Annotated in this window: 25 protein-coding genes; 12 read left to right on the top strand and 13 right to left on the bottom strand. The window is 31.9% G+C overall.

The annotated features are described in order from the left end of the window. Positions 1-70 precede the first annotated feature (70 nt). The 9 genes from WNY78_RS05410 to WNY78_RS05370 all read left to right on the top strand — a co-directional run bounded on the left by WNY78_RS05410 (position 71) and on the right by WNY78_RS05370 (position 7609). Positions 71-574, top strand: coding sequence for a cytochrome c (locus WNY78_RS05410; RefSeq protein WP_342872170.1), 504 nt, complete (start codon positions 71-73; stop codon positions 572-574). 34 nt (positions 575-608) lie between these two features. Then, entirely contained in the window at positions 609-1181 is a 573-nt protein-coding gene (locus WNY78_RS05405; protein ID WP_342872169.1) for a fasciclin domain-containing protein, read from the top strand. Between the two features lie 27 nt (positions 1182-1208). Next, complete coding sequence (gene nosZ, locus WNY78_RS05400) at positions 1209-3179, top strand: Sec-dependent nitrous-oxide reductase (RefSeq protein WP_342872168.1); 1971 nt, start codon at positions 1209-1211, stop codon at positions 3177-3179. A 155-nt stretch (positions 3180-3334) separates the two neighbouring features. Next, positions 3335-3952, top strand: coding sequence for a hypothetical protein (locus WNY78_RS05395; protein WP_342872167.1), 618 nt, complete (start codon positions 3335-3337; stop codon positions 3950-3952). Positions 3953-3981: 29 nt separating this feature from the next. After that, positions 3982-4419 (top strand): nitrous oxide reductase accessory protein NosL, encoded by a 438-nt coding sequence (locus WNY78_RS05390; protein WP_342872166.1) that lies wholly within the window; start codon positions 3982-3984, stop codon positions 4417-4419. Positions 4420-4423: 4 nt separating this feature from the next. Further along, a complete protein-coding gene (locus WNY78_RS05385) occupies positions 4424-5659 on the top strand; it encodes a nitrous oxide reductase family maturation protein NosD (protein WP_342872165.1) in 1236 nt (411 codons plus the stop codon). Next, positions 5653-6360, top strand: coding sequence for an ABC transporter ATP-binding protein (locus tag WNY78_RS05380; RefSeq protein ID WP_342872164.1), 708 nt, complete (start codon positions 5653-5655; stop codon positions 6358-6360). Before WNY78_RS05385 ends, WNY78_RS05380 begins: the two co-directional genes overlap by 7 nt. After that, on the top strand, positions 6353-7135 hold the full coding sequence (locus WNY78_RS05375) for an ABC transporter permease (RefSeq protein ID WP_342872163.1): 783 nt from the start codon (positions 6353-6355) through the stop codon (positions 7133-7135). Before WNY78_RS05380 ends, WNY78_RS05375 begins: the two co-directional genes overlap by 8 nt. A gap of 87 nt (positions 7136-7222) precedes the next feature. After that, the gene (locus WNY78_RS05370; RefSeq protein WP_342872162.1) at positions 7223-7609 is read left to right on the top strand and encodes a hypothetical protein; all 387 of its coding nucleotides are present in this window, start codon (positions 7223-7225) and stop codon (positions 7607-7609) included. A gap of 21 nt (positions 7610-7630) precedes the next feature. Here the strand turns inward: WNY78_RS05370 and WNY78_RS05365 are convergent, their stop codons facing one another. The 13 genes from WNY78_RS05365 to WNY78_RS05305 form a co-directional block, all read right to left on the bottom strand. Beyond that, positions 7631-8092: a hemerythrin domain-containing protein gene (locus tag WNY78_RS05365; protein WP_342872161.1), complete on the bottom strand. Its 462-nt coding sequence runs from the start codon at positions 8090-8092 to the stop codon at positions 7631-7633. Between the two features lie 158 nt (positions 8093-8250). Beyond that, complete coding sequence (gene ric / locus WNY78_RS05360; RefSeq protein WP_342872160.1) at positions 8251-8982, bottom strand: iron-sulfur cluster repair di-iron protein; 732 nt, start codon at positions 8980-8982, stop codon at positions 8251-8253. Between the two features lie 134 nt (positions 8983-9116). Beyond that, the gene (locus WNY78_RS05355; protein WP_342872159.1) at positions 9117-9551 is read right to left on the bottom strand and encodes an Rrf2 family transcriptional regulator; all 435 of its coding nucleotides are present in this window, start codon (positions 9549-9551) and stop codon (positions 9117-9119) included. 81 nt (positions 9552-9632) lie between these two features. Next, positions 9633-10337 (bottom strand): purine-nucleoside phosphorylase, encoded by a 705-nt coding sequence (gene deoD, locus WNY78_RS05350; RefSeq protein ID WP_342872158.1) that lies wholly within the window; start codon positions 10335-10337, stop codon positions 9633-9635. Positions 10338-10445: 108 nt separating this feature from the next. After that, a complete protein-coding gene (locus tag WNY78_RS05345; protein WP_342872157.1) occupies positions 10446-10865 on the bottom strand; it encodes a CBS domain-containing protein in 420 nt (139 codons plus the stop codon). Between the two features lie 77 nt (positions 10866-10942). Further along, on the bottom strand, positions 10943-11644 hold the full coding sequence (locus WNY78_RS05340; protein ID WP_342872156.1) for a sulfite exporter TauE/SafE family protein: 702 nt from the start codon (positions 11642-11644) through the stop codon (positions 10943-10945). Between the two features lie 104 nt (positions 11645-11748). Further along, positions 11749-12195 carry a FixH family protein gene (locus WNY78_RS05335; protein ID WP_342872155.1) on the bottom strand — a complete coding sequence of 149 codons (447 nt, stop codon included), beginning with the start codon at positions 12193-12195 and terminating at the stop codon, positions 11749-11751. A gap of 86 nt (positions 12196-12281) precedes the next feature. Beyond that, on the bottom strand, positions 12282-13706 hold the full coding sequence (gene ccoG / locus WNY78_RS05330; RefSeq protein ID WP_342872154.1) for a cytochrome c oxidase accessory protein CcoG: 1425 nt from the start codon (positions 13704-13706) through the stop codon (positions 12282-12284). A 3-nt stretch (positions 13707-13709) separates the two neighbouring features. Further along, entirely contained in the window at positions 13710-14660 is a 951-nt protein-coding gene (locus tag WNY78_RS05325) for a cbb3-type cytochrome c oxidase N-terminal domain-containing protein (protein ID WP_342872153.1), read from the bottom strand. Continuing rightward, positions 14657-14842: a CcoQ/FixQ family Cbb3-type cytochrome c oxidase assembly chaperone gene (locus WNY78_RS05320; RefSeq protein WP_342872152.1), complete on the bottom strand. Its 186-nt coding sequence runs from the start codon at positions 14840-14842 to the stop codon at positions 14657-14659. The genes WNY78_RS05325 and WNY78_RS05320 overlap by 4 nt, the downstream gene beginning before the upstream one ends. Before the next feature lie 6 nt (positions 14843-14848). Further along, complete coding sequence (gene ccoN, locus WNY78_RS05315; protein ID WP_342872151.1) at positions 14849-17044, bottom strand: cytochrome-c oxidase, cbb3-type subunit I; 2196 nt, start codon at positions 17042-17044, stop codon at positions 14849-14851. Positions 17045-17050: 6 nt separating this feature from the next. Beyond that, positions 17051-17239 (bottom strand): cbb3-type cytochrome oxidase assembly protein CcoS, encoded by a 189-nt coding sequence (ccoS, locus tag WNY78_RS05310; RefSeq protein ID WP_342872150.1) that lies wholly within the window; start codon positions 17237-17239, stop codon positions 17051-17053. Between the two features lie 80 nt (positions 17240-17319). Then, positions 17320-19692 (bottom strand): heavy metal translocating P-type ATPase metal-binding domain-containing protein, encoded by a 2373-nt coding sequence (locus tag WNY78_RS05305; protein ID WP_342872149.1) that lies wholly within the window; start codon positions 19690-19692, stop codon positions 17320-17322. A 105-nt stretch (positions 19693-19797) separates the two neighbouring features. Between WNY78_RS05305 and WNY78_RS05300 the strand changes: the two genes are divergently transcribed. The 3 genes from WNY78_RS05300 to WNY78_RS05290 all read left to right on the top strand — a co-directional run bounded on the left by WNY78_RS05300 (position 19798) and on the right by WNY78_RS05290 (position 23229). Next, entirely contained in the window at positions 19798-20475 is a 678-nt protein-coding gene (locus WNY78_RS05300) for a Crp/Fnr family transcriptional regulator (protein ID WP_342872148.1), read from the top strand. Positions 20476-20529: 54 nt separating this feature from the next. Beyond that, positions 20530-21657, top strand: coding sequence for a VWA domain-containing protein (locus WNY78_RS05295; protein ID WP_342872147.1), 1128 nt, complete (start codon positions 20530-20532; stop codon positions 21655-21657). 105 nt (positions 21658-21762) lie between these two features. Continuing rightward, positions 21763-23229 carry a magnesium chelatase gene (locus WNY78_RS05290; RefSeq protein ID WP_342872146.1) on the top strand — a complete coding sequence of 489 codons (1467 nt, stop codon included), beginning with the start codon at positions 21763-21765 and terminating at the stop codon, positions 23227-23229. Positions 23230-23238: the final 9 nt, after the last annotated feature.

Below are 23238 nucleotides of genomic sequence, written 5' to 3'. Positions count from 1 at the left end.
GAAATATGATAAATGTCATGTTTATTGACATGTTAAGACATTATTTTTGTTAAATAAATCTAAATTAAAAATGAAAACAACACTAAAATTAATGACAGTATTATTTGTAACACTACTCTTAAGTTGTGGAGGCAAAGAAGAAAAAAAGAAAGAGACCATATCTTATGGTAAAAAAGAAGCACCTGCAAAGGTAGAAACACCTAAAGCATCACAAGTTTCTGCTTCAAAAAAAATAGATTTAACCAATAAAGGTATTGGGCCAATTAAATCTATCACACTTGATCCAGAAGTTGACCAAAAAATGGTTGCACATGGAGCAGATGTTTACAAAAAAATGTGTACAGCTTGTCACAGAGCAGACAAAAAATTTATTGGTCCAGCTCCAACAGGTATTTTAGAAAGACGTACTCCAGAATGGGTTATGAACATGATTTTGAATCCTGAGCAAATGGTAAAAGAAGATCCTTTAGCTAAAGAATTATTAATGGAATTTAATGGTTCTCCTATGGCTAACCAAGGACTTACAGAAGAAGACGCTAGAGCTGTCTTAGAATATTTTAGAACACTAAAATAAAAATATAGAATACTAACCATAAAAATAGTAACCAATGAAAACTTTAAAACATCTGTTTCTTGGATTTGCATGTTTAACATTAATTCTTTCATGTAAAACCGAAAACAAAGAAGTAACATCAACCACTACAGATACACAAGCTGAAACAGAATCTTCTGAACGAACTGGTCAAGCATTTATTGAAGGCGATGTAGGTACAACAGTTTTAAGTATTGCGATTGGCTCAAAAGATCATACAACTTTAGTAGCTGCAGTTCAAGCTGCACAATTAGAAAATGCTTTAGTCAATGCAGGACCATTAATGGTGTTTGCACCAACAAATGAGGCTTTTGCAGCTTTACCAGAAGGTACTGTTGAGAATTTATTGAAACCAGAAAATAAAGATGCATTGGCTAATATTTTAAAGTATCATGTCACTCCAGGTAACTACTCTAAAGATTTCTTAAAGAAATTTAAAAAATTAGGACAAGCTAATAATGGCTATGTGAAAGTTGAAGTCGTAGATGGAGAACCAATGATTGGTGGAGCAAGAATATTAGCAAGTATACCTGCTGGTAATGGTATTGTACATGTAATAGACAAAGTTTTATTGCCACCAACTGAATAATAAACACTAATTAAAATTTTATAAACAATGAAAAATATTATAACATCAAGCATTGCAATGTTTGTCATCCTTTTTGGGTTTACAAGTTGTAATAATAGTAGCAAATCAGGTTCTAAATCTGGTGCATTAGCAAGTAATATTGCCGAAAAAGTTTATGTGGCTCCAGGAGACTACGACTCGCATTACGCATTTATATCTGGTGGATATAGTGGTAACTTAACTGTTTACGGTTTACCTTCTGGTAGAATGTTTAAAGAAATCCCTGTGTTTTCTCAGTTTGCAACTTCTGGTTATGGGTATTCTGAAGAGACTAAACCAATATTAAACACATCTCACGGATTTGTACCTTGGGGAGATTCTCACCATCCAGATATTTCTCAATCAAAAGGAGAATTAGATGGTCGTTGGGTTTTTATAAATGAAAATAACACACCTCGTATCGCAAGAATTAGTCTTACCACATTTGAAACTGAAGAAATCATTGAAGTACCAAATAGTGCAGGTAATCACAGTTCTTCATTTGTAACAGAAAATACAGAGTATGTAGTTGCAGGAACGCGTTTTTCTGTTCCAATTCCGCAACGTGACATGCCAATTAAAGATTATAAAGGTAACTTTCAAGGCGCCTTATCTTTTATTAGTGTAGCACCAGAAACTGGAAACATGGATATTAAATTTCAAATTTTAATGCCAGGTTTTAACTACGATTTATCGCATCCTGGACGTGGAAAATCTCACGGTTGGTTTTTCTTTACAACATATAATACTGAAGAGGCTAGTACTCTTTTAGAGGTTAATGCTTCACAAAATGATAAAGATTTTATTGCAGCTATAAACTGGAAAAAAATTGAAGAATATGTGAATAATGGTGGTGGGAAAATGATGCCTGCTAATTATGCACATAATGTTTATGATGAGCACACACATACAGCAACATCTACTATGAAAAAAGAAGTTCGTGTTGTAAATCCAATAGAGGTTCCTGGAGCTGTTTATTTTATTCCAACTCCAAAATCACCTCATGGTTGTGATGTAGATCCTTCTGGAGAATACATTGTTGGTAATGGTAAATTGTCTGCAAACTTAACAGTGCATTCATTCACAAAAATGTTAGATGCCATTGAAAACAAAAAGTTTGCTGGTGAAGCTTACGGAATTCCAATTTTAAACTTTGAAGATGTTTTAGCAGGAGTAGTTGAGCAACCAGGATTAGGACCATTACACACAGAGTTTGATGGAAAAGGAAATGCATATACAACGTTCTTTATTTCTTCTGAAGTTGTAAAATGGAAATTAGGGACTTGGGAAGTTATTGATAGAAAACCTACATATTACTCTGTTGGTCACTTAACTATTCCTGGAGGAAATTCTGGAAAACCACAAGGTAAATACATGTTTGCAATGAATAAAATAACAAAAGATCGTTATTTACCAACAGGTCCAGAAATGGAGCATTCAGCACAATTGTATGATATTTCTGGAGATAAAATGGAGTTGCTTTTAGATTTTCCAACACATGGAGAGCCACATTATGCTGCTGCAATGGAAGCAGGTATTATTAAAGCACAATCTCAAAAAATCTATAAGCTAGCAGACAACAAGCATCCTTATGCAGTTAAATCAGATGATGATACCAAAGTGGTTAGAGAAGGTAAAGATGTACATATTTATATGACTACTATTAGAAGTCATTTCTCACCAGATAATATTGAAGGTGTTAAAGTAGGAGACAAAGTATATTTCCACGTTACTAATTTAGAGCAAGATTTTGATGTACCACACGGATTTGCAGTATTAGGTCAAAATTCTTCAGAATTATTAATAATGCCAGGACAAACAAAAACATCTGTTTGGGAACCTAAACAAGTTGGTGTTTGGCCATTTTACTGTACAGATTTCTGTTCTGCATTACATCAGGAAATGCAAGGTTATATTAGAGTATCTGCTGCAGATTCAGAGACACCAATTAAGTGGTCTCTAGGAGAAGATATAGAATAATTAATAGTAAAATAATTAGAGAAATTTTGTTTTAGTGTTTATTTCTCTAATTAAGGCGAGAGTTGAATTTTCGCTCTCGCCTTTCTTTTTAAATCACTAAATTCTGTTTATACAGAAAACCTCACTGAATATATTATAGTTAAATATTAAATACCATGAAAAAGGCTAGCATTATAATGATTATAGGTTCATTACTGTTATTAGGGCTTTTTAAATTTCCGTTATGGAACATTATGCTTGGAGCACCTCAATATCCAGACCCTTTAGGGATGAATATTTATATTGATGGTATTAAAGGCGTTTCAGAATTTGATTTACAAAATATTGATGGGTTAAACCACTACATAGGTATGAAAACCATACCAAAAGCTGAAGAAATGTGGGAATTCTCAATGTTTCCAAAAGTAATATTCGGCATGGTTATGTTAGGTATTGTTATTGGTCTGTTAGGATTTTTTAATAAAGTAAGTTATAAATATTTTATAGGCTGGTTTGTTTTAATGTCTATATTGGGTGTATTAGGTATGTACGATTTTAATAATTGGTTAGCAGATTATGGTGGTAATTTAGATCCACATGCTATTATAAAAGTTACTAATCCTGATGGTACACCAATGTCTTATAAGCCACCATTAATTGGTTTTAAGAAACTATTAAACTTTGATGTTACTTCTTTACCACATACTGGAGGATATCTTATGTTTGTAGGAATGTCTTTAACACTTGTCGCTTTTTGGTTAGGCCGAAAAACGAGTTTGAAGAAAATAACCTAGTAATATTACATTTTCAAAACACTAAAAAAATGAAAACACTAAAATACTATTCAATACTCATATTACTGTTAATTTTTATAAGCTGTAATGTGTCACCAAAACCCATAGATTATGGAAATGATGGTTGTCATTTTTGTAAAATGACTATCGTAGATAAAGTTCATGCAGCTGAAATTGTAACCAAAAAAGGAAAAGTCTATAAATTTGATGCAACCGAGTGTATGGTCAATTTTTTGGACGATTTTGATACTTCTGAAATAGCATTATATTTATCAAACAACTACACAGAGCCAGAAGAATTAATTGATGCTACCCAAGCAACATTCTTAATCAGTAAAAACATTTCGAGTCCTATGGGAGCATTTTTATCAGCTTTTAAAAATAAAATTGATGCTGAAAAAGTACAAGCAGAAAAAGGTGGTGAATTATATTCTTGGTCAGAGTTACTATCGCATTTAAATAAGTAGTCTCATGAGAAATCTAAGTCTATTTTTATTAGCTATTTTACTAGCTAATATAAGTGTCGCCCAAACGATAGAGGTTTGTAAAACATGTTCTATTTCAACTTTAAAAGCTGCTATTAGCCAAGCCAAAGAGTTTGATACTATAATTGTAAAAAAAGGAACTTATAAAGAGCATTCTATTATTGTAGATAAATCTTTAACAATCATCGGTGAAAACTACCCTGTGATTGATGGTGAATCAAAAGGGGAAATTATTACAATAACTGCTGATGATGTTACTGTAGATGGCTTATTTATCATTAATGTTGGTACAAGTTATACTGAAGATTATGCAGCAATAAGAGTTAAAAGAAGCAAAAATTTTGTGATTCAAAATTTAGTTTTAGAAAAGCTGTTCTTCGGAATTTATATCGAAAAATCTAAAGACGGAAAAGTATTTCATAATAAGATTATTGGAGATGCTTTAGAAGAGTATAACTCCGGAAATGGGATTCAATTATGGTATAGCAATAACATTGAAATTGAACAAAATTATGTAGAGCATGTTAGAGACGGAATTTATTTAGAATTCTCAGATAATTGCCTAATAAAAAACAATGTTAGCGCTTTAAATATACGCTATGGCTTACATTTTATGTTTTCTAATGATGATATATATCAAGACAATACTTTTGAAAATAATGGAGCAGGAGTGGCAGTCATGTTTTCTAAGAAAATTAAAATGTATAATAATATCTTCAAAGAGAATTGGGGAACTGCATCTTATGGTATGTTACTCAAAGAAATTAATGATGCCGAAATAATTGGTAACACTTTTGAAGATAATACCATTGGTATCAACATTGAAGGCTCTAACCGAATAAACTATAAACACAACAATTTTTCAAATAATGGTTGGGCAATTAAAGTTAAAGGCGCTTGTTATGCGAATACGTTTACGGAAAATAATTTTTTATACAATTCTTTTGATATTGCTTATAACAGTAATGTAAATGATAATGTTTTTGATAAAAACTATTGGAGCAATTATACAGGTTACGATTTAGATAAAAATGGAATAGGAGATGTGCCTTACAGACCGGTAAAACTGTTTTCTTACATTGTAAATCGCACTCCAGAAACCATTATTTTATTGCGTAGTATGTTTATAGATATTATTGATTTTTCTGAAAAAGTATCACCAGTATTTACACCAGATAATTTACTAGATAACAATCCACAAATAAAAAAAGTAACATGGTAACTATTGAAAACTTACATAAAAGATTTGGAAAGAATCAAGTGCTAAGTGGTGTTGATCTAAATATAAGTAAAGGCGGAATATTCGCTGTACTTGGTCCAAATGGCTCTGGTAAAACAACGTTAATTAAATCTGTTTTAGGAATGGTTATTCCTAATAAAGGAACTATAACTGTACTTGGTGAAAACATTAAGAAAAATTCAGAATACAGACATAAAATTGACTATTTACCACAAATAGCTAATTTTCCAAGTAATCTTAAGGTAAAGGAGTTAATCAAAATGATTAAAGACTTACGCAAACCAACTAATGAAGACCAACGTTTAATTGAACTATTTAGATTAGAACCTTTTTTAGATAAAAAATTAGGAAACCTTTCTGGAGGAACAAAACAAAAAGTAAACCTTGTGTTGACCTTCATGTTTGATAGTCCGTTAGTTATTTTAGACGAACCTACAACTGGTTTAGATCCAATATCATTAATACGTTTAAAAGATTTAATAAAGGCTGAAAAAGCTAAAGGAAAAACCATACTCATAACCTCACATATTATGAGTTTTGTAGAAGAAATATCAGATGAAATTGTATTTATCTTAGAAGGGAAAATTTACTTTAAAGGGCCAATTTCAGAATTAAAATCCAAGACCAATCAGCCAGATTTTGAACACGCAATTGCGTCTATATTAACAGATAATCATGCTTAAAATATTAAAATATAGTTTTTACGACCTCATGCGCAGTCGTTGGAGTTACGTCTATTTCGCATTTTATTTATTGCTTGGTATTGTGTTATTATTTTTAAATAACGATTTATCCAAAGCAGTAATTACCTTAATGAATGTCATCATTGTTTTGGTACCATTAATAGGGACCATTTTTGGCGTCATGTACTATTATAATTCGCAAGAATTTACAGAGCTACTATTAGCACAACCTGTAAAACGCTCGTCTATTTTTTTAGGTCAATATTTAGGTGTTGCTCTTTCACTTTCTATGAGTTTAATTTTAGGTTTAGGAATTCCGTTTGTGTTTTATGGTTTGTTTGAAAGTAGTGCTATTTGGGACTTTTCGTTATTACTCATTACAGGAACATTTTTAACTTTAATTTTTACAGCTTTAGCCTTTAATATTGCGCTCTCAAACGAAAATAAAATTAAAGGTTTTGGTTATGCCATCTTACTTTGGCTATTTCTTGCAGTCATTTACGATGGCTTGTTTTTAATGACCTTAATCATGTTTGAAGATTACCCATTAGATAAACTATCATTAATTGGTACCATGTTAAATCCTATAGATTTATCTCGAACTTTAATTCTTTTAAAGTTAGATATTTCAGCATTATTAGGATATACAGGAGCTGTTTTTAAACAATTCTTCGGAACTAGTTTTGGACTAATTGTATCTTTTGTAATGTTAACTTTTTGGGTGGTTATGCCAGTCTTACGAATTGTCTTTAAATCGAAAAAGAAAGATTTTTAATACACTTAATTTTTAATTATGAATAGGTTTTTTATAACAGTATGCTTGCTAATTTTTATGATTAGTTGTAAAAGTGAAACAAAAAAGTTGGATTTAAATCGCGATTCTAGTAATGAAGCAATTTCTATTATGGATACGTTATCAATTAAACTTAATGTTGATGAAAAATGGATTGCTAATTTAGAAACAGAAGAAGGCGTTTTAAAAATGGATTCTATCATTTCAGCATTTAAATCAAGTAACCAAACCACATATAAAACTTTAGGGATTAAACTATCAAAGCAAACAAGCTACATTATAAAACATTGTAGTATGAAAGGAGAGCCACATGACCAATTACATGTGGTTTTAGTTCCTATGCTTGATGAAATATCAATTTTAAAAGAGGAAGAGGATGAACAAAAAGCTAAAGCTGCACTTCATAATTTAGAACAGTTAATTGATGCTTACTTTAAGTTTTTTAAAATAGATTAGACATCTATTTCACAGTACATTTTACAACCAAAATTCATCATCTAGATTGTCTTTAAAAGATTCTGGCTGATGAATTTTTTCTATGTCAAGCATTTGAGCTTCTGTAGCCACCTTTTGTATTTCTGGAAATAAAATGCGCTCTTCAAATCTAATGTGTTGTTCTAATTCTTCTTCAATTCTACTCAATGTTTTCGAATCTTCATTTTCTTCGGAAAATAAACGTTTTATACGTCTGTGATCTGTTAAAGCCTTTTTTATCAGCTCATTTTCTTGATCTAAAATGGAAAAGATATGAGCTTCTTCAATTTCAAAGTGTGGTATGAGGTGATGTTCAAAAAACCAATTGGCATAGATTCGCATTCGTTTTGGTTCAATATTTTTCTTAAAACCAGTTCTTATCTTCCAGGATAATAACAATCCATGATGATGTTCTCTACTTAATGGTTGTAAAGCTTTGTGTCGTTTTTGTGGTTTTAGACTCATGTGTTTTTGTGTTTAAAATATTAATGAGTATGAGTAAAATTCCTAGTGGTAAGAATATACTGCTTATAAAAAGCCAGTAATAACTCCTAACAAAAGCAGTGATTATTACAGTAGGTTAAGTCACTTAAAGGAAGTGTTGCTAAATAACAAACCAAATGTTATTCAAAAATTTTTTCCAATTTTATAGCTTCAGGAAACAAAATATTGTTTTCCAAATGGATATGTAAATGCAAATCTTTTTCAAATTCATCTAACATTGCATATGTGACTTTGTAAGTGTTACAAGCATCTGAAGGCGGATTATAATCATCAGTAAGCTCTGCAATTTGTCTAAAACGTTCCCCTTCATTATCGTGCTCTTCCATCATCATTGCGATTGGGTTTTCAACGGTTTTAAATTGTGGAGATTCTACTGCTCCATGATCTAAACTAGCTTTGACCATTTTTTTTATAAAAGGGAAAAGTATAAGTTCTTCTTTTTTCATATGAGCAGTTAATTCACCAGCTGAAGCAGTAAACAATTCGTTTATTTTAAAAAGCTCTGGATGACGTTCTCCATGTACGCGACACAGTTTGTCTAAAAACTGACGTAATACAGGTATCTTTTCTTCAACATATCTATGATGTTTTTTTTCAATGTATTCTACCAACAAATCTAAAGGCCAAGATTTGTAATCTATAGATTGATTTGATGAGGAGTTTACAACAGCTTCTAGTTCTTCGATAACTAGGTTGCTATCAATCCCTTTTTTTTCACAGGCTTCATGTATAGACCTATTTCCGTTACAGCAAAAATCTATTTTGTGTTTTGCAAAAACAGCTGCTGTTCTAAAATCGTCTGCAACAAATTCTCCAATTTGTTTTTGTGTGTTCTTAAGTAATGTTTCCATGATTATTTTTATTTCGGATAAATTTATCTTAAATAAACTTAAATTTTTTTGAGTGAAACTCAATTTTCAATTTGAAAATTTCAAGTTGAACTCATCCCAATTTTATATTGGGATCTTAATGTTTTTTTTGTGTTTTAGATTTTTAAAAATGAGACACCAGTTTTAATGTCAAGCGCTAATTCTTCTAGATTTGTATTTTCAAGCATAGTTTTAAGTCCTTCTCTAATGCTTATGAACTTATCATGTACAGGACAAGGATGTTTATCATTGCATTTTTTTAATCCTAGTCCACAACCTTTATAAATATTGTCTCCATCAATCGCTTCAACAATTTGAGATAATTTAATTGTAGCAATTCGTTTTTTATCAATCTCAAACCCACCATAAGCTCCTTTTACAGAATTTATAATATCATGTTTCACTAAAATTTGTAGAATCTTAGCGGTAAAAGCTTGAGGTGAGTTTATTTCTTCTGAAATTTTCTTGGGAGATACACGTTTCCCTTCATACGAATTTTTCGCAATAAATATAGAGGCTCTTATGCCATATTCACAAGCTTTAGAAAACATGTCTCTGGTTTTTTTACACTACAAAAATAATGCTTTTTTTTAATACGGATAGTTTTGTCTTAATTAAATTTTTGTTATAATTTAATCATTGTTCATATTTAAAGCTATTTCTATCATAGTCTTAAATGTAGATTCACGATCATCTGCTGAAAGTGATTCTTTTGAAACTAAAGAATCTGAAATTGTTAAAATTGAGAGTGCGTTTACATTGTATTTAGCTGCAATTGTATATAAACCAGCAGTTTCCATTTCGACACAAAGGACTCCAAAATCAGCCCATTTTTTATAAGAATCAAAGTCATCTTCGTAAAACTCGTCAGATGATAGTACACTACCAGCTTTTACTGAAATATTATTTGCTTTAGCATATGATGCTGCTTTCATAAACAAGTCAAAATTTGCTGTTGGAGCATAATCTGCATTTATAAAACGAGAATTATTAATACCAGAAGTTGATGAAGCAGACATTGCTAAAACAACGTCTCTAATTTTTACGTGTTTTTGATAAGAACCAGCAGATCCTACTCTTATTAAATTTTTAACACCATAGTTATTTATGAGTTCATGACAGTAAATCAAACAAGAAGGTATACCCATACCTGTACCTTGAACTGAAACACGTTTTCCTTTATAAGTACCTGTGTATCCTAACATACCTCTAACATCATTATATAACGTAGGAGTATCAAAAAATGTTTCTGCAATCCATTTGGCTCTCATTGGATCACCAGGTAATAAAACGGTATCTGCTATGTCTCCTTTTTTTGCTTCAATATGTGTACTCATTATATTTTAATGTTATTTGTTCGTATTACTTATGTTTAGGGGTTTAAGATAATTAAAAAACAAATCCTGAAAGAAATCTTTCAGGATTTGTTTTTTAATGATAACATACTAAAACTGTTCAATCAAATAATTTATTAAATCTGTTGTTGTTACAATACCAACCAATTTATTATTGTCTATTACTGGTAATGCATGAAATTCTTTTTTTGAAAGTACTTCTGCAACTTCTTTTATGGTAGAATTAGGATTTACACTAATAAGATTTTTAGCCATAACTTGCTCAATGGTAAACATATTATAAACTACAGTGTCAACATCTTGTTCTTCTTCATCTATAGCATCTGCAAAACTTATTCTTAATAAATCTGTATAGCTTAACATACCTATTATTTCGTCGCCACTTACAACTGGAATATGTCGAATTTTATTTTTTTTGAATAGTGATTCTGCAATTTCTAGATTATCAGAATGATTTAATGTGATGACATCTGTTGTCATTATTGCAGAAATAGGTGTTCTTTTTTTCATGTTCTTAGGTTTTAAATTCTATAGTAAAGTTACTATTAGATACCCTAAAAAACCATGATTAATATCAGTTACAAAAGTTAATGACAGTCTATTGCACTAGAAGTTATTTCTACTATAGGAGCAGGAGATAAGTAAGGAATTCCTAAACCCATACCACGAATTATAAATAGTAATCCAATAATTACAACAAAAACAGGAATTGCTTTTTGAATACGTTGTTTTACAGTACTATTTAAAAATTTGCCTAGATAAATTGCAGTAGTCATTAATGGGATTGTACCCAAACCAAAAAGCATCATATATAAACTACCATACACTGCATTTTGCATCGCTAATGAGGCAAAAACTGCCATGTATACTAATCCGCAAGGGAGAAACCCGTTAAGAAACCCTATGGTTAAAAACGTATCTGCTGTTTTCTTTTTTAAAGCTTTTCCTAAAGCTGTTTTTACTGCGGAAATGAGCCTAAACAGCGGTTTTGAGAAGTTGTATTTATTAAAGATCCGAACCGGAATTAACACAACCACTATCATTAAAATTCCGATAAAAATTGAAAGTTGTTGCTGGATTCCGAAGAGATATAAACTTTTACCAACTAAGCCAAAAACGAGACCAATAATGGAGTAGGCGAGCAACCTTCCGAAGTGATAAGAAAAAATCTGAAATACTTTTTTTGTAGAATTACTTCTATCTACAGGTAACATAAAGGCGATAGGACCACACATACCAACGCAGTGAAAACTTCCTAAAAGACCAAATATGAGTGCAGACCAGAGCATTTATTAAGAATTTTATATTTTGTCTGGTCGAGCGCAGTCGAGACCTAATTATTAATTATATTATTTAAGTGACCTCTCGACTGCGCTCGAGGTGACAATACTATTTAATAAGTAATCTCTTTTTTGTAGAGATATGATTTTCCATTATATTGCCAATCTACTCTAATGTTCCAACGACCATCCAATAAACGTTTGTCAGGTATGAGCAAATTTTGGTTAGACAATGAAATTGCAGTTTCAAAGTCCACTTGTTTATTAGATGGCCTATATAGGAACACTTTTCCAGTGATTTTATCTGAATCTAAAGATTCAGGAAACGAAATTTCTAAACCTTCATCTGTACGTTTCCAAGTCAGATTTGTTTCTAAACTTTTAGAATTATTTTCTTTATCAATATCATTTTGTAGTTCTAATTCTGCTTCATAATAATCTTCTCTTACTAAAGATGTATCATATTTATCAGTCATGTTCATGTTGATAACGAAATACATAATAAAGCTTATAAAAGCTATAAATGCAATTACTATTCCTGTTCCCCAATTAAATTTCATAATCATTGCCCACGAAATGGGTATCTATTAGTTAAACGATTTGTTTTTTATACTTACAAGATATCAAAAATACCTTTTAGGATAATTTAGTTATAACTTCTTGGGCCTAAAAAGTTAACAGTTGTGGTTTCAATCAATTCATCTTTGCTATAAACCTCAATCATTAATTTGTTTTTATCACCAGAAAGTTCACTCTTGTCAATTTCTATAAATAATGTGCCTTCGGCAGCGCCTTGAGCTGGTACTTCAAAATTATTAGACGTAGATACCAATTTGATCTCACCTTTGTATTTCCGTAATTTAAAGCTTACATCACTTATAGTATCTGTGGTTTTATTGATTAATTTGTATGTAAATACGTTACTAATAATATCGCCTTGTTTATGTTCATATAATTGACCAGGAAGCCTTAAAACTCTAGCTTCAACATCTGATCTTAATAAAAGTAAACCTGATAGTACACCAATTAAAATAACCAATACTGCTGTATAGCCTTTTAACCTAGGTGAGAATTCAAATTTCTTTTTCTTTTCTATTTCATCTTCACTTGCATATCTTATTAAGCCTTTTGGTAAATCAATGCTTTCCATAATGTGATCGCACTCATCAATACAAGCTGTACAGTTTACACATTCTAATTGCGTACCGTTTCTAATATCAATTCCTGTAGGACATACATTTACACATTGTAAACAATCAATGCAATCTCCATGACCAAGAGCTTCTCTATCTTCATTTTTTCTGAATTTTTTCCGTCCATTCTCAGCTTCACCACGTTTATGGTCATAAGCAACGATTATAGATTTGTTGTCAAGTAAAACACCTTGTAATCTACCATAAGGACAAGCTATGATACATACTTGCTCTCTAAACCATGCAAATACAAAATAGAAAACGGCTGTAAATATAATAAGTGGAATGAGTGTACCTGTATGTGCAAAAGGACCTTCAGTTATATATCTAATAAGCTTATCACTTCCAATTAAATACGCCAAAAAGACATTTGCAATAAGAAACGAAATGACTAAAAATATAAACCATTTTAAAAGACGTTTTCTAATCTTTTCTGCATCCCATTTTTGTCTATCTAGTTTACGTTGTTTGTTTCTATCACCATCAATCCAATATTCGATTCTTCTAAAAACCATTTCCATGAATATGGTTTGCGGACAAATCCATCCGCAGAAAATACGTCCAAAAGCTACCGTAAAAAGTGCAATGAAAATAACACCAATCAACATTGAAATTACAAATAGGTAGAAGTCTTGTGGCCAAAATGGAAATCCAAAAATATTAAAACGACGTTCTAATACATTGAACATTAAAAATTGATTGCCACCAACTTTAATAAATGGAGCAATAAATAAAAACGCTATTAGACCATAACTAACAATCTTTCGTTTTTCGTAATAGCGACCACTTGGTTTTTTTGGATATACCCAAGCACGTTTTCCATCTTCGGTAAGTGTACCAATAGAATCTCTAAAAGTTTCGTTTTTGGGTGTTTCCATGATTTAATTGTCTTCTGTAGTTATAACAGAATCTGTATTTACTTCTGTAGCTTTTGTTTTAATATTTTCAGAAGGTGCATCTTTATCAACCCAAATATCGCCATCTGGTGCTTTAGGTTCAGCAGGAGTGGTGCCTTCAAATTTTAGGACGTAACTTGCTACTTGAGCTATTTCTGCAGGTTTTAAACTTTGTTTCCATGCAATCATACCTTTTCCGTCACGACCACCTTCAGATATTGTTTTAAATATATTTTTGATTCCTCCACCTAAAATCCAATGTTTGTCGGTTAGGTTAGGACCAATTCCACCACCACCATCTGCTTTATGACAAGCCACACAATTGGTTTCAAAAATTGCTTTTCCAGCATTTAAATCACTTGCTTCAGTTAAAGCAATTACTGTATTAAAATCGACCAAGTCTTTAGCAGTTTTTTTGTATTCTTCAATATCAATTTTTGCCTGAGCTATATCTGCTTCCAGTTCATCAATTTGGTTATCACCATTAAATACATGATATTTTGTCAAATAAAATACCCCAAAAACTATAGATGCGTAAAATCCATATTTCCACCAAGGTGGTAAATCGTTATCTAATTCTTTAATGCCATCATAGTTATGATCCAGAATAATGACATGTTCTTGCTCTATAGGTTTTTGTCCTAAAGATTTAGTATATGTTTTATTAATCCATTGCATTATTTTAGAAGGCGCATTACGATTTGCATCGTATCTAGCTTTTGCTTCAGCATCTAAACTTTGATATAGAACATTGTCTAAAGCACCAATAATACTTTCTATAGCAATGATTATAAGTAAAACAAGTAATAAAAATAATGCAACTAAAGGCTGTTCTATAAATGCAGGTTTATCTCCAGAATCAATAATAAATTCTGTTAGTGCTACAATGATAAAGAATACAACAGGTATTCTTACCCATGATGGTATATTTCTCATAGTTCTGATGGATTTTGGTTGTCTAAAGGAATATTACTCACTGTCGTGATGTAGTCTTTTTTAGCAGTAATAACCCACCAAAATAAGATGACAAAAAAAGTGAAGAATATGATTAAGGAAATCATAGGATATATCTCTATTCCTGTGATACTTTCCATGTGGTTTTTTACAAATTTTAACATGATTAATTAGTTTTGAGTTGTTGTAACGTCTTCATCTTTAACCTTAATATCTGTACCAAGACGTTGTAAATAAGCAATTACTGCTACTATTTCTCTATTTCGCATTTCAATAAAAGCTTCTCCACCTGCAGCTTTATCAGCTTCGTATGATGATGCAAAATCTGGATCTGTATAAAGATTTTTCTCAATTTGAGTACCTTGTTCAGTCATAGAGTTTTGTGCATTAGCAATCTCCTCATCAGTATATGGTACTCCAAGAGTAACCATGACTTTCATTTTAGCTTCGATTTGCGTTTTGTCAAGCTCATTTCTCACTAACCACTGATATGAAGGCATTATAGAACCAGATGAAGTACTTTGTGGATCATACATATGGTTTAGGTGCCAATTGTCTGAATATTTACCACCAACACGATGTAAATCTGGTCCTGTACGTTTACTTCCCCAAAGGAATGGATGATCATAAACAAATTCACCAGCTTTAGAATATTCGCCATAACGTTCTACCTCATTTCTAAATGGTCTTACCATTTGTGAGTGACAACCAACACAACCTTCTCTTATGTAAATATCTCTACCTTCTAGTTCTAAAGGTGTATATGGTTTAACACTGGTAATTGTAGGAATATTAGATTTAACTAATATAGTTGGTACGATTTGAACAATACCACCAATTAATATAGCGATTGTTGCAAAAATGGTTAATTTAACAGGCTTACGTTCTAACCAAGTGTGCCATCCTTCACCAGCAACACGTTTTTTTGATACACGTTGAAGTGCAGGAGCTTCTGCAAGTTCATCTGTTACTTTGCTACCTTTTATAATAGTGATAATCACATTGACTACCATAATTATCATACCTGTAATAAATAATGTTCCTCCAATTGCACGCATCCAATATAATGGCATGATAGCAGTTACAGTTTCAAGGAAATTACCATAAACCAATGTTCCATCTGGATTAAATTGTTTCCACATAGCCCATTGTGTAAATCCTGCGACATACATAGGTAATGCATAAAAGATGATTCCTAAAGTGCCAATCCAAAAGTGAAGATTTGCTAAACCAATAGAATACATTTTTGTTTTAAATAGTTTTGGTACTAGGTAGTAGATCATTCCGAAGGTTAAAAACCCATTCCAAGCCAAAGCACCAACATGAACGTGCGCAATAATCCAATCTGTGAAATGCGCCATGGCATTTACACTTTTTAGAGATAACATTGGACCTTCAAAAGTTGCCATACCATAACCGGTAATGGCGACTACCATAAATTTTAAAACAGGATCTGTACGCACTTTATCCCATGCACCACGTAGTGTCAATAGACCGTTTATCATTCCTCCCCAAGATGGCATTAAGAGCATGATTGAGAATGCAACACCAAGGTTTTGAGCCCATTCTGGTAATGCAGTGTATAATAAATGGTGAGGTCCAGCCCAAATGTAAATGAATATTAAGGACCAGAAGTGTACAATAGATAATCTGTATGAGTATACTGGTCTATTTGCAGCTTTTGGTACAAAATAGTACATCAAACCTAAAAATGGTGTGGTTAAGAAAAATGCTACTGCATTATGTCCATACCACCATTGTACTAAAGCATCTTGAACACCTGCGTAAACAGAATAACTTTTCATTCCTGTTAATGAAACGGGTAATGATAAACTATTAAAAATATGAAGTACTGCTACAGTTACAAATGTTGCTAAATAAAACCAAATAGCGACATATAAATGACGTTGACGACGTCTTAGTAAGGTACCAATTAAATTCCATCCAAATACAACCCAAATAACAGCAATGGCGATATCAAAAGGCCACTCTAATTCGGCATATTCTTTTGATGATGTATAACCAAGAGGAAGAGTAATAGCTGCTCCAACAATGATTAATTGCCAACCCCAAAAATTAATTTTACTCAAGGTATCATTAAACATTCTTGCTTTTAGCAAACGTTGAGTAGAATAATAAACACCAGCAAAAATGGCATTTCCTACAAATGCAAAAATAACAGCATTGGTATGTAAAGGTCTTAAACGACCAAAGCTTAACCAGGAAATCCCGCTGGTCATATTAGGGAATAAAAACATGAATGCTAGTAGTAAACCTACTGACATACCTACAACTCCCCAAAGCATGGTTGCATAGAGAAAATTTTTAACGATTTTATTATCGTAGTGAAACTGTTGAACTTCCATAGTAAATTAATTAGTCTTTTTGATTTTTATAGTTGGTTTTGGTTCCTCTTTGACGAGTTCGTCTTCAAATAGCATTCTAACAGAAGGTGTATAACTATCATCAAACTGTCCTTTTCTTACTGCAGTTAGAAATGCAATAAAAAACACAATAGCAACAATAATGCTGATACTCAATAAAATATATATAACACTCATACCTATTAGAAGTTATGGTTCAAAATTACGCTTGAACAAGTTTTTAAAACATGATTTTTATCATGTTTGGTTATTTTTAATCATTCTAATTTCTTTCCTAAAAGATTTGTTGCTATCGTAGTAAAGACAACAATACTAATAGAGCTTAAAGGCATTAAAATGGCAGCAATTACAGGAGCTAATTGTCCAGTGACTGCGAAATAAAGCCCAATAATATTATAGATAAAAGACAAAACAAAACTCCATTTTATAATTTTGATAGCACTTTTTGAGGCACCAATAAATTTGTTAAGTTGGTTAAATTTTGATGCATCTAAAATAGCATCACAAGCTGGAGAGAAGACGTTTACATTTTCAGATAGGGCAATACCAACATTACTCTGTGCTAAAGCGCCTGCGTCATTTAATCCGTCACCAATCATTAAGACTTTTGCGCCTTCGGTTTGGTGGTATTTGATGTAGTCTAGTTTGTCGTCTGGTTTTTGATTGAATATCAGTTTTGTTTTAGAAGGCAATATTTTTTTGAGATTCTCAAATTCTCCTTCATTATCACCAGAAAGAATGACTAAATCATAATTCTTTTTTAGATTGTTAAAGAGCTTTGATAGTCCTTTTCTGTAACTATTATAAAATGTATATTTTCCTTTATATTCATTATTAGCACTTATATGTACTTGAGTATTTAAAACCGAAGTTTCTTGTGCGCCAACAAAACTTGCTGAGCCAATTTTAATATGATCTGAGTTATATGTTGCTTCAATTCCTTTTCCTAAGTGTTCTTCAAAATTATTTAGCGAAATGATATTGTGTTCATCTAAAATATCATAAAGCGTTCTGCTTAACGGATGATTAGAACCACGAAGTGTGTTTTTTAGTAAAATTTCTTCGGAAGGGTTTAGAGCTAAGCCATCGTATTGCGCTGTACTTTTTTTATTAGACGTTATGGTTCCAGTTTTGTCAAAAATGATGGTATTAATTGATGCAAGCTGTTCTATGACAGAAGCGTTTTTAACGTAAAATTTTAACTTTCCGAAGATGCGTAACAAATTTCCGAAGGTAAAAGGTGCCGAAAGTGCAATCGCACAAGGGCAAGCAATAATCAATACAGCAGTGAACACATTCATCGCTTTTGAAGCGTCTACGAAGAGCCAAAAAGTTGTTGCAATAGCTGCAATACTTAACACAGCAATTGTAAATTTCTTGCTAATTTTATTGGTTAAGGTTGTGAATCCATCTTCTTTGTTTTTACTGAATACATCATTACTCCATAATTGAGTGAGGTAACTTTGTTCTACAGATTTGATGGCTTCCATTTCGATAACACCAGAGGTTTGCTTACCACCAGCAAAGAGTTTGTCGCCAGAAATCTTACTAACAGTTTCAGATTCTCCTGTAACAAAACTGTAATCAATTCGTGCTTTTCCGTTGATTAAGATACCGTCAACTGGGATGAGCTCTTCATTTCTAATGAGTAATCGATCTCCCTTTTTAATATCGTACACTTGGATAGGAGTTTCAATACCTTCCGAAGAAATAATGGTTATCGCAATAGGGAAATAGGATTTGTAATCGCGCTCAAAAGATAAAAAGGAATATGTTTTTTGCTGAAAGAATTTCCCCAATAATAAAAAGAATACTAGACCTGTTAAGCTGTCAAAAAATCCTGAACCTAAATCAAAAATGATTTCAGCTGTACTTCTAATGAATAATACAGCGATTCCTAATGCAATTGGGACATCAATATTTAATAATTTGGATCGTAGACCTTTAAATGCAGAGATAAAATAATCTGCTCCAGAATAAAAAACGACTGGTAAAGAGAAGACAAACATCAGCCAACGGAACAAGTGTTTGTATTGCTCTAACCAAAATTCGCCTACTTGAAAATATTCTGGAAAAGACAAAAACATGACATTACCAAATGCGAAACCTGCAATTCCTAATTTGTAAATAAGACTTCTATTGACATTTTGTTGTCCGGTTTTAAAATCATCTAATGAAATATAAGGTTCATAACCAATAGTACTTAATAATATGACAACGTCTTTTAATGATGTACTCTCAGGATTATATGTGACACGAATATTCTTTTTACCGAAGTTAACTTGAGACGACGATATGTTTGGATTTAATTTGTTGAGGTTTTCTAAAATCCAAATGCAAGAGCTACAGTGAATATGCGGAATATATAAAGTTGCAATTTGAGTCTTACCATCGTTAAATTCGGTGAGTTTTTCAATGATATTATCTTGAGAAAGAAAATCGTATTTACCTTCTATATCTTTTGGGATAGCACCAGGAGAAGCTTGTAAATCATAGTAACATGTTAAGTCGTTTTCTGAGAAAATCTCATAAACCGTCTTACAGCCATTACAACAGAAGTTTTTTTCATCATAGAGAATAATTGCTGCATTACAATCATCACCACAGTGGAAACAAGTAGTTTGTTCCATAATATTTGCTCATTTATACCTGTAACAAAAGTCACATAAAGAGAGGTTTTAAAATATGATATTTGTCATGTTTTAATTATTTTTACAAAAGGACAAAAACTAGGTATGAGTAAGTGTGAACATTGTATTGCCAGGCAGTTAAACTCCATGAAGTCTTTAACTAAAGAAGAGTTAAAACGAGTGTCAGATTGTAAAACGACCAAATTTTATAAAAAAGGCGAGATTATTTTTGAAGAAGGCGAGTCTTTAAATGGTGTATTTTGTGTTCGTCATGGAGTTGCGAAATTGACTAAACTAAGTGCTAATGGTAATGACCAAACTGTAAAATTGTTAGGAAAAGGTGAGCTTCTTGGCCAACGATCCATAATATCTGATGAACGTACTAACCTAAGTGCAATAGCACTAAATGATATTGAATTATGCTATGTGCCAAAAGATCAAATTGTTGAGCCTCTACAGCAAAATCAAGTCTTTTCTTTTGATGTACTCCAGAATTTAGCAAAAGATTTAAGAGGTGCTGAAGGAGATTTGATTGATATGGCTCAAAAAAGTGTAAAACAACGAGTTGCACAGGCACTAATATATGTTGAGAAAGAATTTGGTGTAGATGAAAAGGGCTATTTAAATCTAGTTTTATCTAGAGAGGATTATGCTAATATGGCTGGTACAGCTACTGAGTCTGCAATTAGAATATTATCTCAATTTAAGAAAGATGGTTTGATTTCTACAAAAGGAAAACAGATAAAAATAGAAAATCTTCAAAAATTAAAACTAGTCGACTAGTTTTATAAAAACTTTATAATAATTGAGTTGAAATAGTCGTATTTTTATACTGCTATGAAAGAAACTAATAATTTAAAAAAAGGCTTCGTATTTAAACCTTACGAAGCACCTAATCAATCCCCTTTTGATAAACTTTTTGAGATTTTTAAAGAATTAATTACACATACGTCTGGAGATTTTGACGAAGCTATTTCTTGGCTTCGAGAATTAGATAAAGAGTATGAATTAACGACTGCAGAATATACAATTGACGATTTTATCGAAGATTTAAAAATGAAAGGCTATATCAAAGAAGACATTGATCCAGATGGAAATGGAGGTATGGCTATTACTGCAAAAACTGAACGTGCTATTCGTCAACAAGCTTTAGAGCATATCTTCGGAAATATTAAACGAAGCGGTCAAGGAAATCATAAGAGCAAGGGAATAGGTTTAGGAGACGAACATACTGGAGATTTTAGAAACTACCAATTTGGTGATGCTTTAGATAAAGTCTCAATGACCGAAAGTATTCGTAACGCTCAAATTAATCATGGGATTGGTGATTTTAGTATAACCGAAGATGATTTGGTAGTTGAAGAAACGCTTCATAAATCTCAAATGAGTACGGTTTTGATGATTGATATTAGCCACAGTATGATTTTATACGGAGAAGATCGTATCACACCAGCAAAACGTGTTGCGATGGCATTGGCAGAATTGATAACAACGCGTTATCCAAAAGATACATTGGATATTATTGTCTTCGGAAATGACTCTTGGCAAATAGAAATTAAAGATTTACCATACCTTAAAGTCGGACCATATCATACAAATACCGTTGCAGGTTTGCAATTAGCAATGGACTTACTCCGAAGAAAGCGTAACACCAATAAACAAATTTTCATGATTACCGATGGAAAACCAAGTTGTTTAAAATTACCAGATGGTCAATATTATAAAGATAGTAATGGTCTCAACCCTTATATAACCAATAAATGTTATGCAATGGCACAACAAGCTCGAAAATTGCATATCCCAATTACAACCTTTATGATTGCCCAAGATCGTTATTTGATGCAATTTGTTGAAGAATTTACGAGAGCTAATCAAGGCAAGGCATTTTATACTGGCTTAAAAGGATTGGGTGAAATGATTTTTGAAGATTATGAAACCAATAGAAAAAAAAGAATTAAAGGATAATTAAAAAAGAAGAAAGAGTATAGAGAAAAGAAGAAAGCTATGATTTGCTCAGTTGTGAGTGAGTCTATTTTCTTTTATCTATAATCTCTTTTTTAAAAAAGTAATATGAAAATAGAAACTATAAAGAACTTAGGTGAACTAAAAAAAGCAGGTTATCAATCAAAATCTATTAAAGATGAATTGCGTGATAATTTGATTCAGAAAATAAAAAATGGCGACACTGCTTTTGAAGGTGTTCATGGTTACGAAAATACAGTAATACCAGAATTAGAAAGAGCAATTTTATCAAGACATAATATTAATTTACTCGGTCTTCGCGGACAAGCAAAAACACGTTTAGCACGTTTGATGCTTAATTTATTGGATGAATATATTCCTGTGGTTGAAGGTTCAGAAATTAATGATGACCCTTTAAACCCAATATCTCGTTTTGCTAGAGAATTAATTACTGAAAAAGGCGATGATACTCCAATTTCATGGTTGCATAGAAGTGAACGCTTTGCTGAAAAGTTAGCAACTCCAGATGTAACAGTTGCAGATCTTATTGGAGATGTAGATCCGATTAAAGCAGCCAATTTAAAATTGAGTTATGCAGATGATCGTGTGATTCACTACGGAATGATACCAAGAGCCAACCGTTGTATTTTTGTGATTAATGAATTACCAGATTTACAAGCGAGAATTCAAGTGGCATTATTTAATATTTTGCAAGAAGGTGATATTCAAATTCGCGGATTCATATTGAGACTACCTTTAGATGTTCAGTTTATTTTTACAGCAAACCCTGAAGATTATACCAATAGAGGTAGTATTGTCACGCCTTTGAAAGATAGAATTGGTAGTCAGATTTTAACACATTACCCAACAGATATTGAAACTGCTCGTTTAATTACAGAGCAGGAAGCGAAATTGGTTGTGAGTCAAAAGGAAACAGTAATAATTCCAGATTTAGCTAGAGACTTACTAGAACAAATTGTGTTTGAAGCAAGAGATAGTGAATACATTGATGAAAAAAGTGGTGTAAGTGCACGTTTGAGTATTACAGCCTTAGAGAATTTGTTGAGTACTGCAGAACGTCGTGCTTTAAGAGCAGGAGATGATAAAACAATGGTACGTTTAAGTGATTTTGTTGGCATCATTCCGTCAATTACGGGTAAGGTGGAACTCGTTTATGAAGGTGAACAGGAAGGCGCAGCTATGGTGGCATTTAATTTAATTGGCGAAGCAGTTAAAAGTTTGTTTTCAGAGTTTTTTCCGAAGATAGAAAAGTTAAAGAAAGAAGATGAAGAGACACCTTATGATGATATCATATCTTGGTTTTTTAACCAACAAGATGGATTTGAAATCCTTGACGGTTTGAGAGATAAAGAGTATAAAGCATTGTTAGATAGTGTATCTCCTATAGATGATTTGTTAGCAGAATATCAACCTAAGTTATCAAAAGAAGATAGCTATTTTGTTAAAGAATTTGTGCTTTGGGCTTTGGTTGAATTTAAGCAATTGAGTAAATATCGTTTTACTGAAGGGATTCAATTTAAAGATCCTTATGGAAGTTATATAAGTGGGATTTAATCATTGAAC

Source organism: Psychroserpens sp. AS72 (genome assembly GCF_038900375.1).
Taxonomy (GTDB): Bacteria; Bacteroidota; Bacteroidia; order Flavobacteriales; family Flavobacteriaceae; genus Psychroserpens.
Note: the sequence above shows the minus strand (reverse complement) of the source record. Positions and strands in the feature narration are given on the sequence as shown.

Excerpts from the sequence above, each read along its gene's own strand:
- ric (WP_342872160.1), bottom strand. The coding sequence starts at position 8,982 with ATGGAAACATTACTTAAGAACACACAAAAACAAATTGGAGAATTTGTT.
- WNY78_RS05335 (WP_342872155.1), bottom strand. The coding sequence starts at position 12,195 with ATGAAATTTAATTGGGGAACAGGAATAGTAATTGCATTTATAGCTTTT.
- ccoG (WP_342872154.1), bottom strand. The coding sequence starts at position 13,706 with ATGGAAACACCCAAAAACGAAACTTTTAGAGATTCTATTGGTACACTT.
- WNY78_RS05300 (WP_342872148.1), top strand. The coding sequence starts at position 19,798 with ATGAGTAAGTGTGAACATTGTATTGCCAGGCAGTTAAACTCCATGAAG.
- WNY78_RS05340 (WP_342872156.1), bottom strand. The coding sequence starts at position 11,644 with ATGCTCTGGTCTGCACTCATATTTGGTCTTTTAGGAAGTTTTCACTGC.
- WNY78_RS05305 (WP_342872149.1), bottom strand. The coding sequence starts at position 19,692 with ATGGAACAAACTACTTGTTTCCACTGTGGTGATGATTGTAATGCAGCA.
- ccoN (WP_342872151.1), bottom strand. The coding sequence starts at position 17,044 with ATGGAAGTTCAACAGTTTCACTACGATAATAAAATCGTTAAAAATTTT.
- WNY78_RS05345 (WP_342872157.1), bottom strand. The coding sequence starts at position 10,865 with ATGAAAAAAAGAACACCTATTTCTGCAATAATGACAACAGATGTCATC.
- WNY78_RS05320 (WP_342872152.1), bottom strand. The coding sequence starts at position 14,842 with ATGTTAAAATTTGTAAAAAACCACATGGAAAGTATCACAGGAATAGAG.
- WNY78_RS05405 (WP_342872169.1), top strand. The coding sequence starts at position 609 with ATGAAAACTTTAAAACATCTGTTTCTTGGATTTGCATGTTTAACATTA.
- nosZ (WP_342872168.1), top strand. The coding sequence starts at position 1,209 with ATGAAAAATATTATAACATCAAGCATTGCAATGTTTGTCATCCTTTTT.
- WNY78_RS05365 (WP_342872161.1), bottom strand. The coding sequence starts at position 8,092 with ATGAGTCTAAAACCACAAAAACGACACAAAGCTTTACAACCATTAAGT.
- deoD (WP_342872158.1), bottom strand. The coding sequence starts at position 10,337 with ATGAGTACACATATTGAAGCAAAAAAAGGAGACATAGCAGATACCGTT.
- WNY78_RS05375 (WP_342872163.1), top strand. The coding sequence starts at position 6,353 with ATGCTTAAAATATTAAAATATAGTTTTTACGACCTCATGCGCAGTCGT.
- WNY78_RS05355 (WP_342872159.1), bottom strand. The coding sequence starts at position 9,551 with ATGTTTTCTAAAGCTTGTGAATATGGCATAAGAGCCTCTATATTTATT.
- WNY78_RS05290 (WP_342872146.1), top strand. The coding sequence starts at position 21,763 with ATGAAAATAGAAACTATAAAGAACTTAGGTGAACTAAAAAAAGCAGGT.
- WNY78_RS05410 (WP_342872170.1), top strand. The coding sequence starts at position 71 with ATGAAAACAACACTAAAATTAATGACAGTATTATTTGTAACACTACTC.
- WNY78_RS05395 (WP_342872167.1), top strand. The coding sequence starts at position 3,335 with ATGAAAAAGGCTAGCATTATAATGATTATAGGTTCATTACTGTTATTA.
- WNY78_RS05380 (WP_342872164.1), top strand. The coding sequence starts at position 5,653 with ATGGTAACTATTGAAAACTTACATAAAAGATTTGGAAAGAATCAAGTG.
- WNY78_RS05390 (WP_342872166.1), top strand. The coding sequence starts at position 3,982 with ATGAAAACACTAAAATACTATTCAATACTCATATTACTGTTAATTTTT.
- WNY78_RS05325 (WP_342872153.1), bottom strand. The coding sequence starts at position 14,660 with ATGAGAAATATACCATCATGGGTAAGAATACCTGTTGTATTCTTTATC.
- WNY78_RS05295 (WP_342872147.1), top strand. The coding sequence starts at position 20,530 with ATGAAAGAAACTAATAATTTAAAAAAAGGCTTCGTATTTAAACCTTAC.
- ccoS (WP_342872150.1), bottom strand. The coding sequence starts at position 17,239 with ATGAGTGTTATATATATTTTATTGAGTATCAGCATTATTGTTGCTATT.
- WNY78_RS05385 (WP_342872165.1), top strand. The coding sequence starts at position 4,424 with ATGAGAAATCTAAGTCTATTTTTATTAGCTATTTTACTAGCTAATATA.